The sequence below is a fragment of the Streptomyces sp. NPDC051664 genome (assembly GCF_044453545.1).
Lineage (GTDB): Bacteria > Actinomycetota > Actinomycetes > Streptomycetales > Streptomycetaceae > Streptomyces.
In genome coordinates this window covers 1-13,963 of sequence record NZ_JBITCU010000064.1, presented here as the reverse complement: position 1 = coordinate 13,963, position 13,963 = coordinate 1, and the positions used below count along the sequence as shown (strand labels likewise).

Genomic DNA, 13,963 nt, shown 5'->3' with positions numbered 1-13,963 from the left:
ACATCCTGGGCATCTCCCTGTCCCACCTGATCGTGCGCCACCTGCTGCCCGCCGGCGCGGTGCTGACGGTCGCGGTGGACGACACGCTGTTCTAAGAAGCCGTATCTCAACCGAACATGATCGCTTGATTCCTGCTGGTCAGGCATGGTCTCGGTCGGGGTGAGGGAGGCATCCGGCGTTCTGCTTCCGCTTGTTCGTCGAGGGGTGCGCGATGGCGTCGATGCTGGGGTTGCTGGAGGCGCGGGAAGCCTCTGCCCGCGAGCGGGTGGAGGCCCTGCGGGAGCAGGCGTCCCGTGCGGCTGCGGCCTTGGAGGCCGGCGAGATCGAGCTGGACCGGCGGGTGATCGCACGCGAAGAGCTCATCGACGCCCTGGCCGCATCCGCCGCCGAGACCACTTTCGCGACGGAAGCCGAGGGCGAGGGAGAAACGGCGCCCACCCCCGTTCCCACGCCTGCGGCCGCGTCGGTGCCGGGAGCGGTCGTGCCGCCCTGGCGGGAGGGGCTGGAGGTGTCGGTGCTCTCGCCGGACAATCAGCGGATCTTGAATGTGCTGCAGGATCGGCCGGGTCTGGAACCCTTGCGGGCCAAGGACATTGCGGCCGTGATGGGCATCGACACGGCGGTGGCGGCGAAGGTCGAGGGGGTGCGCTCGAAGGCGAAACGCCTGGCCGAGCGGGGCTGGTTGCTCCAGGAGGCGTCTGGCGCGTTCAGTGCCGGCCGCAGGCTCGTGGTCTCGCCAGGCGGCGGCCCATCCGCGTGATCATCGACCACTGGATCATCGCCTCGCTGGTCGCGGTCAGTGTTTCGTAGTCCCGGCACAAACGGCGCGAGTGCATCAACCAGCTCAGGGTGCGCTCTACCACCCAGCGTCTCGGCAGCACCACGAACCCCTCCATGTCGTCGGTGCGCTTCACGATCTGAAGGGCCAGGGCGAGTCTTTGCCGGGCCCAGTCGATGAGGGAGCCGGTGTAGCCGCCGTCGGCCCAGACCAGGCAGATGTCCCGGTGCAGGGCCCGCAACCGGGTCAGCAGGCCGACGGCCGCTTCGCGGTCCCCAGTGTTCGCGGCGGTCACGGCCACGACCAGCAGCAGGCCCAGGCAGTCGGTCACGATGTGCCGCTTGCGCCCGTTGATCAACTTTCCACCGTCGAAGCCGCGTGAGGCGGCGGGAACGTTTGCGGCGGCCTTCACCGACTGCGCGTCGATGATCCCCGCCGTCGGCTCCGCCTCGCGCCCCTCGCGCTCCCGCACCCTCCCGCGCAGCCGGTCGTGGAACTCCGCGATCAGTCCGTGCTCGCGCCAGCGGCGGAAGAAGGCATAGACCCGGCCCCAATCAGGGAAGTCCGCGGGCATCGCCCGCCAGGAGATCCCGCCCGCGACCAGGTAGCGGATCGCATCCAGCATCTGGCGGTGGCAGTAGCCCTCGGGCTGCCCGCCCCGGCCCTCCAGCCAGGACGGCGTGGGCAGCAAGGGCCGGATGGCCGCCCATTCCGCGTCCGTCATGTCCGACGGATACTGGCGTTCCCGGTCGGGATGATCGGCAGCATTGCCGTACACATGCGCGAGGCAATCACACGATGGGGCGGCCGAGTTGAAATCAACGGGTGCGGACGCGTACAACAACGACACCAGGGCCTCCCGGCACTGCTCGGTCAGATTCGCATCCCCGAGCTACCGAGAGGCCCTGTCTTCATGCGCGTACAACGGGAAGATCACCCCGGCGGGAAACCTGTTCGACCCGCACGTTCCATGATCGGTTGAGATACAGCTACTAACGGCGCGGGAAGAAGGTCTTCGGTGTGGCCTGGCAGCACGACGGCGCGGCCACGGACCCCACCCCGGTCGGCCGCGGGACCTGTTTCGTCGTCATCGGCCTGGTCATCGAACTGCCCTTCCTGGCCCGGCTGTGGCGCCCGAAGCAGGAGCTCAGCAAGGTCGACATCGCCGCGTCCATGCTCCGTCTCCTGGCTGCCTGCCACTGGGACCGGCGCATCCATGTCGTCGCGGACGCCGCCTACCACGGCAAAGCACTCCGGAACCTCCCCGCCACCTGCACGTTCACCACCCGGCTACCCGCCGGCGCTGTGCTGTACGACCTGGCCCCACCGCGCACCGGCAAACGCGGCCGCCCCGCGCTCAAGGGCACCCGCCTGGGCACTCCCGGGGAACTGGCCGCCACCCTCGGCTTCACGTCCTTCCAGGTCACGCGCTACCAGCGCACCGAGACCGTGCGCCTGGCCGAGGTCACCTGCCTGTGGTACGGCTCCTTCCACACCCAAACGGTCCTCGTGATCTGGCTGCGCGACGACGACACGGACACCGGCTACGACCTGGCGCTGGTCACCACCGACCTGATCACCCCCGCTCCCGCGCTGGTCACCCGGTACGCGTGGCGGTGGTCGATCGAGGTCACCTTCGCCGAGGCCCGCGACCTGCTCGGAGTCGGCCAGGCCCGAAACCGCACCCGGGCCGCGGTCGAGCGCACCGTGCCGTTCGGCCTGTACTGCTACACGATCACCGTCGTCTGGTACGCGCTGCACGGCCACCACCCCGGCGACGCCGCCGACCATCGCGAACGCGCGCCCTGGTACACCACCAAGACCGACCCGTCGCTGTCCGACATGGTGGCCAAGCTCCGCCGCACGATCATCGCCGCCCGATTTCTGCCCAACCGCCCAGATCAGCCCACCGGTCAGGAAATCCGTGCCGTCCAGCAGGCATGGGCCGCCGCCAGCCTCGGCACCACCGCCGCATAATCCACGGACCCATCAGAACGTCGAAAGTCGAGGTGGATCAACGACCCGGCCAAACGCAGGGAACCCGCACCACAAACCTCATAGCGTCACGACCGTCTCACTGGACTTGAAATCCACCGCACGGACGGCTCGCTCGCGGAGCTCTTCGGAATACCTCCGGGGTGCAGGCATCGGACCTGTGCTTCCCATCTGCCACGACAATCATGCCTGGCTTCAAGGCCGCCACGGAATCCGATTCAGCTCAGTACGGGCCTTGGTAGCGGACTGGCCCGTCCCACGCCCCAAGAGGGCGTGGGACGTGGACGTCCGCGTGGAGTGCGATCACGACCGGAGCACGATCAGGCGCTGTCATTTGACAGAGCCGGCCATGACGCCCGCGAGGAAGTGACGCTGGAAGGCGAAGAACACCGCTAGCGGGAGCAGCATCGAAAGGAAGGCACCTGGGGCAAGTACATCGATGTTGCTGCCGAACTGTCGCATTTGAGATTGCAGAGCCACCGTCAGCGGCTGACTGTCACTGTTGGCAAAGATCATCGCGACCAACATGTCGTTCCACACCCACAAGAACTCGAAGATCGCAAGGCTAGCTATGGCAGGCCGTCCGACCGGCAGGACGAGCTGTCGGTAGATCCGCCATTCTCCGCAGCCGTCCATCCTTGCCGCTTCCAACATCTCTCGCGGGATATCCGCGAAGTAGTTCCGTAGAAGGAACACGGCGAAGGGCAGACCGTAAGCAATATGGAAGAGCACCACTCCCGGTAGGGTGCCAAAAAGCCCGAGGGCTCCGAAAAGCTTGGCCACCGGTAGGAGGCCGATCTGCACCGGTACGACCAGCAGAGCCACGATCACGAGGAAGATGGCGTCACGACCCGGAAAATCAAGCCACGCGAAGGCGTAGCCAGCGAGCGAGCCCAGAACTACCACACCGATTGTAGCGGGAACGGATATGAGGACTGTGTTCCAGAAAGCTCCGGTGATTCCCGAGTCGGTCAACAGGCGACTGTAGTTCTGCAGCCCGAGTCCGCCGGGGCGCAAAAGTGCGGTCCACCACCCGCTCTGCGCGTTCGCGTCCGAGGAACGCAAGGATGCGATGAGTAGGCCGGCCACTGGCGTCAGCCAGACCAGGGCTAGGACCGCCAGCACAACCTGCACCCCACCCTTTCCGAGGAAGGCTCTCACCCTGCTGCTGGTCATGCCCTGCTCCCACGAAAGCGTCGAATATTGAAAATCATGGCGGGCACTACCAGAAGGAGGAGGACGACGCCTATGGCGCTCCCGACACCCTGGTCATTGCCGCCACCGAAACTGACGAGCCAGAGCTGTAGTGCCAACACACTCGCATCCTGTTGAACAGGGCCTGGGGCGATGATGTACACGAGGTCGAAAACCTTCATCACGTTGATGAGCAGGGTTACGAAGACCACGGTAAGTACGGGTGCCAGCAGCGGCACGGTGACACGTCGGAAAATCTGCCATTCACCGGCGCCGTCGACGCGGGCGGCCTCCAGTGTCTCCCGGGGAAGAGCGGCAAGGCCAGCGCCGATGAGCACCATCGAGAAACCTGTCCAGATCCAGAGGTACGCGCCGATCACGGCCGGCGTGATCAGTGCCGGGCTGAGCCAACTGACGCCCTCGTAGGGGGCGGCGAAACTCTGCGCGGCGAGCCGCACAGTAAGGGTCCCAGCCCCGTTCGCGCCGCTCAGCTGGAACGACCCGTTCGGGTGGGTCGTGGCGGTGGATACAACAGTACGACCTTCACGCACGAGCTCCACCTTGATGCCAGCGAGGCCTCGCTCTCCGCGGTCGATGAGCCCAGGGCGGCCCCCTCCACCCTTCACGTAGTCCACGTAGACCGTGCCAGTGATGGTGTCACGGCTGGCTGGTGCCGGTGGTGTTGCCGGTTTGCCCGTCGGTTCGCGTATCCCTACGAGACCGAAGGCGAGCGTCCCTCCAGGGCTGACCTGCCCCTTAGTGGTGAACCCGCCGCCGGTAAGGGCCTTGAGGGGAGACGTGGGGCGCACCCGGGCATTGGGGTACGAGGTTGCGGGATCGAAGGCATCGTGGACGCCGACTGTCATCGCGTTGAGTACACCTCGCTCAGGATCCTGCTCGTACACGAGACGAAAGGTGATTCCCGCGGCCAGGAACGAGATGGCCATGGGCATGAAGATGATGACCTTGAATGCCGTTGCCCACCGGATCTTCTCGGTGAGCACAGCGAAAATGAGGCCGAGCCCGGTGAGTAGGGCCGGGGCCACCGCGACCCAGAGTGCGGTGTTGCGGATCGCCCTCAGGGTCGCGGGGTCGGTGAACATCTCCCGGTAGTTGCCAACGCCGACGAATTGGTCCCCGGACGAGTCGAACAGACTTCGCACCACGGTGAATACGATGGGATAACCCACGAGTGCTCCCAAAAGGAGCAGGCAGGGAAGAATGAATCCTGCCGCCACCAATCGCCGCCGGTGCTTCATGCGCCGTTGCTTGTGCCCCAGGGCTCGCCGAGAACTGTCCCGGGGCGATATGCGGATGCTCACCGAAGAGACCTCAGTTCTTGTATGCCTTGGCAGCGGCGGTTTCCAGCTCGCGCCCGGTCGCCTTGGGGTTCGACGGATCCCGCAGGAAGTCCTGGAGGATCTTCCACTCACCGGATCCCTGGGTACCGCCGAATGCGGCCGGGGCCTGGTCGGACATGTCGAACCGAACGCTGTCGCCCGCGTCGACGAGGGACTTCGCCGTCTGGCGCGCGATGTCATCGGGATAGACAGTCTGGTCCAGCCTGTGATTTGGCGACGTAAAGCCGCCGGCATGGGCCCATATGGCAGCGGCCTCGGGGCTGGCAAGGTATTCGATAAGAGCCATGGCGGCCTTCTGATTCTTGCCCTGCTTGATAACGACAGCGGCGTCACCGCCGCTTACAACAGGGGAGGCTCCCTTCGTCACGGACGGGAACGGGAAGAACTTGGCGTCTTCGCCCACCTTCTTGCCGAGATCGCCCGAGATGACACCGCTCACGAAGTCACCCTCGTAAACCATGGCGGCCTTGGGAGACTTTCCGAACACCTGCGCCACCGACTCGGGGAAGTCTGTCTGCAGAGCTCCCCGCCGTCCGCCAGCGACGAGCGCGTCGTCACCGAACAGGTTGCCGAGGGTGGTGAGGGCAGCGACCACGGAGGGATCGGTCCATGGGATTTCATGCCGTGCCAGCTTGTCGTACTTGTCGGGGCCGGCCTGGGAAAGATAAATGTTCTCAAACCAGTCGGTGAGCGGCCAGCCGGCCTCTCCGGCTACGGAGAAGGCTCCGGTCCCGGAGTCAGCAATGGCGGACGCGGTGGTCAGCAGCTCCTTGAAGGTCTTCGGAGTGTGGACACCGGCGTCCTCGAAGGCAGTGGGGCTATACCACACCGTCGACTTGTTGGACGCCTTGAAGTACAGCCCGTAGTACTGGCCGTCCACCGAACCATAGTCCTGCCAGATGGGGGAGAAGTTGGCCTCGGCAACCTTTGAGACCTCGTCGGACAGAGGTGTGAGCCAGCCGGAGCGGGCGAACTGCTGGAGTACTCCGAGCTGCGGCACCATCACGACGTCAGGTGCATCGCCGCCCTCAATCTTGCTGCCGACAACCGTGGAAACGTTGTCGCCCGTGGACACGAACGTCGTAGTGGCTCCAGTCTCCTTGGTGAAAGCGTCGAGCACCTTCTTGAAGTTGGCTTGCTCTGTACCAGTCCAGACGGCGGCCACATTCACCGTCTGGCCCCGGAGCTGCTGATGGGCTCCGGAATCCGATGTTTCAGCGGGTGAGCCGCCTCCGCACGCAGTCGCGCCCAGGAGCAGACAGACTGCTGCGACAATAGCTCTGGCAGTGGGCCTCACGTAGATCACCTCTCGTTGATGGGTGCAAACTGTGTTCAGGCGCTGGGCAGATCAAGGGCCCACCAGGCGGCCGAGTTGCCGGGAAGCATCCCGGGCGGACAAGGGCCACTGGCGAGTAGTGGAGCGTCGGCCACCGGGGCGGGAACAGGCTCGTTGCCGAAGTTGACGGCGCACACCAGACCGTCGCCGCGGACGAACGCGAGCACGTAGGGCGGCGTCTCAAGCCAGCGAAGAGGCCCCTCCCCCAGGCCCGAGAGCCGGCGCCGCAGTTCGAGACCGTCGCGATAGAGGTGCCAGAAGGAGCCGGGATCACTCAGCGCACGGTCCGTGGTGTGTTCAGCAAACCACTGGGGCTGGGGAAGCCAGGGCACGGCAGAACTGCCGGCATTGGTGAATCCGAAGGGCGAGGCATGCCCTGACCATGGCAGTGGGACCCTGCACCCGTCTCGTACGTACTGGCGACTGCCGGTGCGCCGGAAAATCGGGTCGGTGAGCACCTCGTCTGGCAGGTCGATAACCTCAGGCAGTCCGAGCTCCTCGCCCTGGTAGATGTAGGCGGATCCGGGCAGGGCCAACATCAGAAGCGCCGCGGCCCGCGCCCGCTGCGCTCCGACCAGGCCCTCGTCACCGGCATACCGGGTGACGGTCCGGATCTGATCGTGGTTGTTGAGCACCCAGGTGACGGTGGAGCCGGTTCCGGCGATATCCCGTAGGGCGTCACTGATCACCTGATGGAACGTGGCCGCGTCCCACGGCGCGCTAAGCATGTGGAAGAAGAACGCCTGGTGCAGTTCGTCGGGCCGTACGTAGGCGGCCTGGTCCGCCGCGGTGCGTACTGAGACCTCACCCACGAGCAGGCGGTCGGCTCCGTCGCGGGCAGCGTAGGAATCGCACACTGCCCGCCATCTGCGCCATACCTCGTGGACCTCCGGCTGGTTCCAGGCCAGGGGGTTAACCGAGTCACGCGTGCGCTCGTCGGCCGCCGGATCGGGGGAATCGGGGAGCTCGGGGTGCCGAAACAGGCCTGCGGCCACGTCAATGCGGAACCCGTCCACACCACGGTCCAGCCAGAAGCGCAGCACCTGCTCGAAGTAGTCCCCCACGCTAGGGACGCGCCAGTTGAGGTCCGGCTGCTCCGGCGTGAACAAATGCAAGTACCACTGCCCGAGGGAACCGTCCGGTTCCCGGACCCGGGACCACGCCGGTCCACCGAACATGGCCCGCCAGTTGTTGGGCGGCTCGTCGCCGTTCTCACCCCGGCCATCGGCAAAGTGGAAGCGTGCGCGCTCCGGGCTTCCCGGTCCAGCCGCAAGCGCCTGGCGGAACCAAGGATGGGCGCTGGAGCAATGGTTGGGGACGATGTCAACGATGACTTTCAGTCCGAGCTGATGAGCTTCGTCAACCACCAGTCCGAACTCCGTCAGATCCCCGTACAGCGGGTCGACGTCGCAGTAATCGGACACGTCGTAGCCGTGGTCGTGCTGCGGTGACGGGTAGAAGGGGCTGAGCCAGATGCCGTCGACCCCCAATTTGCGGACATATGGCAGTCCCGTACGCACGCCGGCAAGGTCGCCGATGCCGTCTCCGGTGCTGTCGAGGAAGCTCCGTACGTAGATCTGGTACACCACGGCGTCCCGCCACCATGGTGCCGCTCCCTGCACCGGGATCTCGCGGACCGTCCGAACCGCGTTGTGCTGGTCCGTCGACCCCTCCGGGAGAGCTGCGAACATGAGTCACCAATCCTTGATCAACCCCGGCGGCCACGCCGCAAGTAGCGTTCAGCAGAGGCACGAGCCATACTTACATGTTAGGTAACGCTACTCAAAGGATGTCAAGTCATCGCATCGAAATCTCGCGTTCATCCGGCGATTTGCCCTAAAAACACACCTTAATAGCCAACAGCCACCCAACACATGAGGGCATCGCGGTCACAGTCATACCTAACATGTATTTAGACAACGACAATTGCCTTAGGAACCAGACACAATCGTGCGCAACTCTCGCCGCAGACGCTCCAGCGCCTCTTCTGGGCGGTACCGACCGGTGAGCGCCCCATAGACGACCGCTGCAACAGCAAGACTTACCTGTTCGTACTCGACCGTCTTCGGCCGAGCCCTCGCCATGGCCACACTCTGCGCCAGAGCCGGGAGATAGGGGTAGCGTCGGACGAGCGAGGCCTCCGAGTACAACGCCGCGCGCACAGGGGGGAGTCCGCCCTCCGAGAGCACCCGCCGCTGGACTTCTTCGCCGAGGAGATAGGACATGAGGTCGCGGGCAGACTGCTTGTAGGGAGAGCGGGCGTTCATCGCAAGATTCGAACCGCCGAGCACTCCGTTGCCCGGCCCGGACGGACCGGGCAACGGGACGGCCGCGAACTTCCCGGCGATCGCCGAACCTGGAGCAGAGGCGAGGGCGTACACATATGGCCAGTTGCGCAGGAAGAGCAACCGGCCGGACTGGAAGGCCAGACGGGAGCTTTCCTCCTTGTAGGTCAAGGCCCTCTCAGGAATCCAGCCCTCGCGCACGCCTCGCACCAGGAAGGAGAGCCCTTCAAGGGCGGCAGGTGACGTCACGGTCACCCGCTGCCCTTCACTGTCGAGGATAGATCCGCCAGCCGACTGGATGGCCTCGGCGACGTTCACCGTGAGTCCTTCATAGGGCTCCAACTGGCCTGCGTAGCCGTCCATCCCGTACGTACGTGAAAGCGACGACGCGAGATCCTCCAGATCGCCCCACGTCCGCGGTGGCTGCTTGCCCGCGCGCTCGAGGATGTCCTTCCGGTAGAAAAGCAGTCCCGCGTTGGTCACGTAGGGGGCGCCGTAGAGTCGACCGCGATACGTGGCGCCGTCTACAACGTTCGGCAGCAAGTCCGCGATGGGGAGGCCGGCTCGGCTGACGGGCGCGATCCACCCACGCCCGGCAAACTCGGCAGTCCACGCGACATCGATGTTGAGGACGTCGAACCTGCGACTTCCCGACCGCAGGCTGTTCGCCATCTGCGCATGCACGTCGTCGGCAGCCTCGGGAAGCTGCACAAGAGTGACCCGCTCCGCTGGATGCGTCCGGTTCCAGCCAGCCAGTACATGCGCCATATATCCCGTCAAATCACGACCCGTCACCATAGTGAGCGGCCCCCTGCCGTCCGATCGCCCCCCAGCGACATGACCCTGCGTTCCCGAGCCGACACAGACCCCCAGCAGCACAGCCCAGGCCAGCAATGACCTACCCACGCCTCGCGCCCTATTTATCACCATTCCGCCTCCCCCACCGAAGCGCGCGGGCAGTGAACTGTCCCCCTGCGGGCCTGTCGACAGCCCATCCGTAGTCCAGCGAAGGCATCATGTATACCTGCGTGCCAAAGTGGTGCCCTGAAGACCGGATCAATTGCCCCACCGGTCACAGCAGCCACAAACAGAGAAACCGTAGTCTCAGGAGGGAAACCGGCACAGTGCGTCTTCACCTGCTGGCACTGCTCGCCGGCAGTCCCGCTCATGGGTACGAGCTCAAGCAGGCCCTGGAGCAACTGCTCGGAGCGGCGTACCCTCAGCCCAACATCGGTCAGATATACGTAACCCTCAGCCGACTGGAACAGGCGGGACTCATCGAGGGCAGGCATGTGAGCCAGATCGACCGGCCCGACAAGCGGATCTATCAGATCACCGCCGCCGGTCGTGAAGCCGTCGATGCCTGGTACGAGAGCACATCTGATGCACCACGAGTACGTGACGACTTCTTCATGAAGCTCTCCCTGGCGCACCACACACATCGACCCGACCCGATTGACTTGATCAACAAGCAGCGGCGGCACTACCTCAAGGTCATGCGCGGCCTGTCCCGGACGGCGAGCGAACGCAGCGGTCATGGCAACCCAATCGAACTCCTCCTGATCGAAGGCGCAACGCTGCACCTGCAAGCCGATCTCGACTGGCTGGAGCGTATTCAGGAGGAACTCGAATGAGACGCAGCAAGGACCCAGCTCAGGCATCACCGTCCCCCCTGTTGAGCGCAACCGACCTCGTCAAGAGTCACGCTGCCGATGGAGGTACGGTCCACGCCGTCCGCGGCATAAGTCTTGATGTGGCACGCGGAGAATTCGTCGCTGTCATGGGGACGTCCGGAGCAGGCAAGTCCACCCTGCTCCACCTGCTCGCCGGGCTCACGAAACCCGACAGCGGGCTGATCAGGCTGGACGGCGAGCGCGTCGACCAGTTGAGCGAGTCGCAGTGGGCAACCTTGCGCCGACGCAGACTCGGCATCGTCTTCCAGTTCTTCAATCTCGTCTCGACGCTTACCGTGGCCGACAACATCGAGATCCCCGCCCTGCTCGCCGGATACAGTGCCCGGCACAGCCACGAGAGCGCGCGGGATCTGCTCGCGCAACTCGGCATGGGAGACAAGGCTGCCAGTCTGCCCCGCGATCTCTCCGGTGGTCAGCAGCAACGTGTCGCCCTTGCTCGTGCCCTCATCAATCGGCCCGATGTGCTATTGGCCGACGAGCCCACCGGGAGTCTGGACAGCAAGGGAACGCGTGATGTCGTTCGGCTCCTGTCCGACTTCCACCGTGAAGGTCAGACCATCGTCCTGGTCACCCATGACGCCAGCGTAGCCAGCGCGGCAGACAGGGTCCTGAGCTTCTCCGACGGCCGCATCGTGGACGACACCCGCCTCATGGATACCGACGCGAAAATGCAACGACCCACTACCGCCAGCCTCATAGAACTGACGGAGTAACGCATGCGCGCCATCCTCCGTTGGTCACTCGCGGACCTCAAATCGCACCGCGGACAAGCCCTGTCCCTCGCCCTCGCCACTGCAGGCGTCACCGCAGCGCTGATGCTGTCGGCCGCACTCATGCAGTATGCGGCAAGTCCGTGGCAACAGCTTTTCACGGAAACCAACGGCAGCCACATCTGGCTCCGGCTGACCGGGAACACCGACATCCAGCAGCTGAAGCAGCTGGACGGGGTCCGCAGTATCTCCGGCCCGTACTCCACCGTGTCGCTCACCGTGTCGCGCGGCACCGGGATCATACCGCTGGAACTCCGGGCCGTCGACGACCGCTCGAGCGGCCTTGGGGAAGCCCAGTTGGAGTCCGGCCGACGGTTCGGCGACAAGGACGGCGAGGTGGTACTGGAACACTCAACGGCGCAGGCACTTTGGGCCTCGCAGGGCGACAAACTCGAAATCCAAACGGGGGCTTCACGACCCGGAACCCTGCGCGTCACGGGGGTGGCGGCCACCGCCGAAGCCGGCTACGACCCGGGCCAGCGCCCAGGAATCGCCTGGGCGTCAGCCACCACAGTCGCCCACTTTCAGAGCAAGGAACGCGCCGGTCAGACCGTGGCATTGCGTCTCAATGACGCGGCGGACACAGACTTCGCCGTCCAACAGGCAATTACGTCTCTCGGGCCTGAGCATGTTGTCCGGCTGTCCACGTGGAAGGAAGCACGCGCGAAATTCGCAGACGAAAACCGCTTGGTGGGGCAGTTGCTCCGCGTCTTCGGGGTGGGCGCCCTGCTCGCCGCGGCCGTCGCGGTGACAGGTGGGGTGAGCAGCCGCGTCCACGCTGAGGCCAAGGACATATCCATCCTGAAAGTCGTAGGCATGACACCGATCCAGATCGTTGTCATGTTCGTCGTGCAGCACGTTGGCCTGGCATCGATGGGAGCGGCGACCGGCCTGCTGGCAATTTGGGCCCTAAGTCTCGGCGGAGCTCCAGGGCCGGTCGGCGATGCGTTGGCCTTCGGCCGGATCCTGCCGCAAGCTCCTGCGACGGTCGCCGCTGTCAGCACGATGACCGTCGTGATCATCGCCGCCGCGACGGCCCTCGCTGCATGGCGCGCGGCTGGCCTGCCTCCCAGCCCTGCCGCCCGCCCCCCCGCGTCAGCCGCACGTCGCATGTCCCGAACAGCACGCTGCGCACTGCGCTTCGGGACGCCTCCCCACCTTGTCCTCGGCTGGCGCGGAGCAACCAGGAGCCGTCGGCGACTCGCCGCGTCAGTAGTCAGACTGTCGCTTCCCGTCATGTTGATCACCGTTGCTCTCACGGCTCTCACCACACTCGACGGTCTGAGCGGTGACCAAACGAACGAGCTTCATCCAACTGCTCTCCTGACGGTGCGTAACGAGCCCAGATTGGACAGCGCTGCACTGATACGCATAGGCAGCCACCCCGACATTCAGGGTATGTTCCCCACAGCCGAGGTGACAGCGCTCATACCCGGTCAGACGCAGACGGTGATCCTGCGTGGTCTCGGGACGGGGGAGCAACACCCGTTCCTCGCCACAGAGGGCCGCGCACCTTCAGCGCCCTACGAGGCAGTGGCGGGGCAAGGACTGCTCGACGCCATGCGTGTCCGGGTTGGCCAATGGGTCCGCCTCACCGTAGGTGGCACGCCGCACATTCTGCATATCGTGGGCCGGACCATCGAACCGGAGCACGACGGTCTCGTGATCACAACAACGCTTGACACGCTGAGGAGCGGTGACCCGTCCCTGTCAATTCAGTTCTACTCTTTGGTGCTCCGTCCGGGAGCACATGCTTCCGCCGTAGCCAACTCCCTGTCAGCCGCAGTACCCGGCCCTGAAATTCGCCGAACACCCTCCCCGGTGGGCGACCCCAGTCTCGTCCGTGGCGTGCTCGCTGGACTCATCGCGGTAATCGCCCTTATCGCCGCGTCCGAACTCGCCTCCTCCGTCAGCGCAGCGGTACGTCATCACACCCTGGAGCTTTCGGCGTTCCGGGCCATGGGGCTGACGCCGCGCCAACTGGTCGGCGTCATCCTGACTCACTGCGTCGTCACCGCCACGGGTGCCGCCCTGCTCGGTATTCTGACCGGCTACACCGCTGCCATTCCTCTGATGGACCTGGAAGGCCGTGCAAGCGGAGTTGGAGCCGGCATCGCTCTGCGTCCGGACGCCTCAGCCCTTCTGCTGGCGGCGGGAGGACTGATCCTGGCGTCCATGGCTATCGCCTTGGTCCCGGCCGTTCGCGCCGAGCGTCTCCGAACCACGGAACACATGGCTGGACTGATGTAGGAACATATATGTCCCGGTCCCGGGGCATCTGTTTCCAACGGCCCGAACAGCATCGAGAACAGCTCATTGAGCGCCCGAACGACGTCCAGGTCTATAAAACGTTCGGTTCTGTCCCGTAATCGGCGGTAGGTGTGCGTCACTTCGTGTCAGGCTGAGGCGTGTTTGATGTCAACGCCCTTGTGGGTGTGGTGTTTTACGTCTGTCCGCCCTAGTAGGGCTTGGTCAGGTTCGTATCGGTGTGGGTATGTCGCGGTGGCAGGTGGGGCAGGCGCCGGTCCAGAGGGCGAGGAGTATCTGCAG

General features: G+C 65.0%; 10 protein-coding genes and 1 pseudogene. 5 read left to right on the top strand and 6 right to left on the bottom strand.

All coding sequences use genetic code 11. The features are described from left to right. Window positions 1-211: 211 nt before the first annotated feature. Window positions 212-760, top strand: a complete 549-nt coding sequence (locus ACIA8E_RS40620; protein ID WP_399306919.1) for a hypothetical protein — start codon at window positions 212-214, stop codon at window positions 758-760. Here ACIA8E_RS40620 and ACIA8E_RS40615 read toward each other — a convergent pair. After that, window positions 708-1,502: an IS5 family transposase gene (locus ACIA8E_RS40615; RefSeq protein ID WP_399306917.1), complete on the bottom strand. Its 795-nt coding sequence runs from the start codon at window positions 1,500-1,502 to the stop codon at window positions 708-710. The two genes, ACIA8E_RS40620 and ACIA8E_RS40615, sit on opposite strands and share 53 nt — an antisense overlap. A 287-nt stretch (window positions 1,503-1,789) precedes the next feature. On the opposite strand from ACIA8E_RS40615, the pseudogene ACIA8E_RS40610 reads away from it, so the two are divergent. Beyond that, window positions 1,790-2,755: pseudogene (locus tag ACIA8E_RS40610) on the top strand (transposase); the annotation flags it as partial. 348 nt (window positions 2,756-3,103) lie between these two features. On the opposite strand, the gene ACIA8E_RS40605 reads toward ACIA8E_RS40610, so the two are convergent. The 5 genes from ACIA8E_RS40605 to ACIA8E_RS40585 all read right to left on the bottom strand — a co-directional run bounded on the left by ACIA8E_RS40605 (window position 3,104) and on the right by ACIA8E_RS40585 (window position 9,747). Next, window positions 3,104-3,949, bottom strand: a complete 846-nt coding sequence (locus ACIA8E_RS40605) for a carbohydrate ABC transporter permease (RefSeq protein WP_399306914.1) — start codon at window positions 3,947-3,949, stop codon at window positions 3,104-3,106. After that, window positions 3,946-5,226, bottom strand: a complete 1,281-nt coding sequence (locus ACIA8E_RS40600) for a carbohydrate ABC transporter permease (protein ID WP_399306911.1) — start codon at window positions 5,224-5,226, stop codon at window positions 3,946-3,948. Before ACIA8E_RS40600 ends, ACIA8E_RS40605 begins: the two co-directional genes overlap by 4 nt. A 73-nt stretch (window positions 5,227-5,299) precedes the next feature. Beyond that, window positions 5,300-6,631: an ABC transporter substrate-binding protein gene (locus tag ACIA8E_RS40595; RefSeq protein WP_399306922.1), complete on the bottom strand. Its 1,332-nt coding sequence runs from the start codon at window positions 6,629-6,631 to the stop codon at window positions 5,300-5,302. A gap of 29 nt (window positions 6,632-6,660) precedes the next feature. Further along, window positions 6,661-8,355 (bottom strand): glycoside hydrolase family 13 protein, encoded by a 1,695-nt coding sequence (locus tag ACIA8E_RS40590; protein WP_399306908.1) that lies wholly within the window; start codon window positions 8,353-8,355, stop codon window positions 6,661-6,663. Window positions 8,356-8,595: 240 nt separating this feature from the next. Further along, complete coding sequence (locus ACIA8E_RS40585; protein ID WP_399306906.1) at window positions 8,596-9,747, bottom strand: ABC transporter substrate-binding protein; 1,152 nt, start codon at window positions 9,745-9,747, stop codon at window positions 8,596-8,598. 326 nt (window positions 9,748-10,073) lie between these two features. Between ACIA8E_RS40585 and ACIA8E_RS40580 the strand changes: the two genes are divergently transcribed. Genes ACIA8E_RS40580 through ACIA8E_RS40570 form a run of 3 tightly spaced genes read left to right on the top strand, consistent with a single transcriptional unit; the run spans window position 10,074 to window position 13,663 of the window. Continuing rightward, window positions 10,074-10,583 (top strand): PadR family transcriptional regulator, encoded by a 510-nt coding sequence (locus ACIA8E_RS40580; RefSeq protein ID WP_399306903.1) that lies wholly within the window; start codon window positions 10,074-10,076, stop codon window positions 10,581-10,583. Further along, window positions 10,580-11,356: an ABC transporter ATP-binding protein gene (locus ACIA8E_RS40575; RefSeq protein WP_399306900.1), complete on the top strand. Its 777-nt coding sequence runs from the start codon at window positions 10,580-10,582 to the stop codon at window positions 11,354-11,356. Before ACIA8E_RS40580 ends, ACIA8E_RS40575 begins: the two co-directional genes overlap by 4 nt. Window positions 11,357-11,359: 3 nt before the next feature. Beyond that, entirely contained in the window at window positions 11,360-13,663 is a 2,304-nt protein-coding gene (locus tag ACIA8E_RS40570) for an ABC transporter permease (RefSeq protein WP_399306897.1), read from the top strand. Window positions 13,664-13,963: the final 300 nt, after the last annotated feature.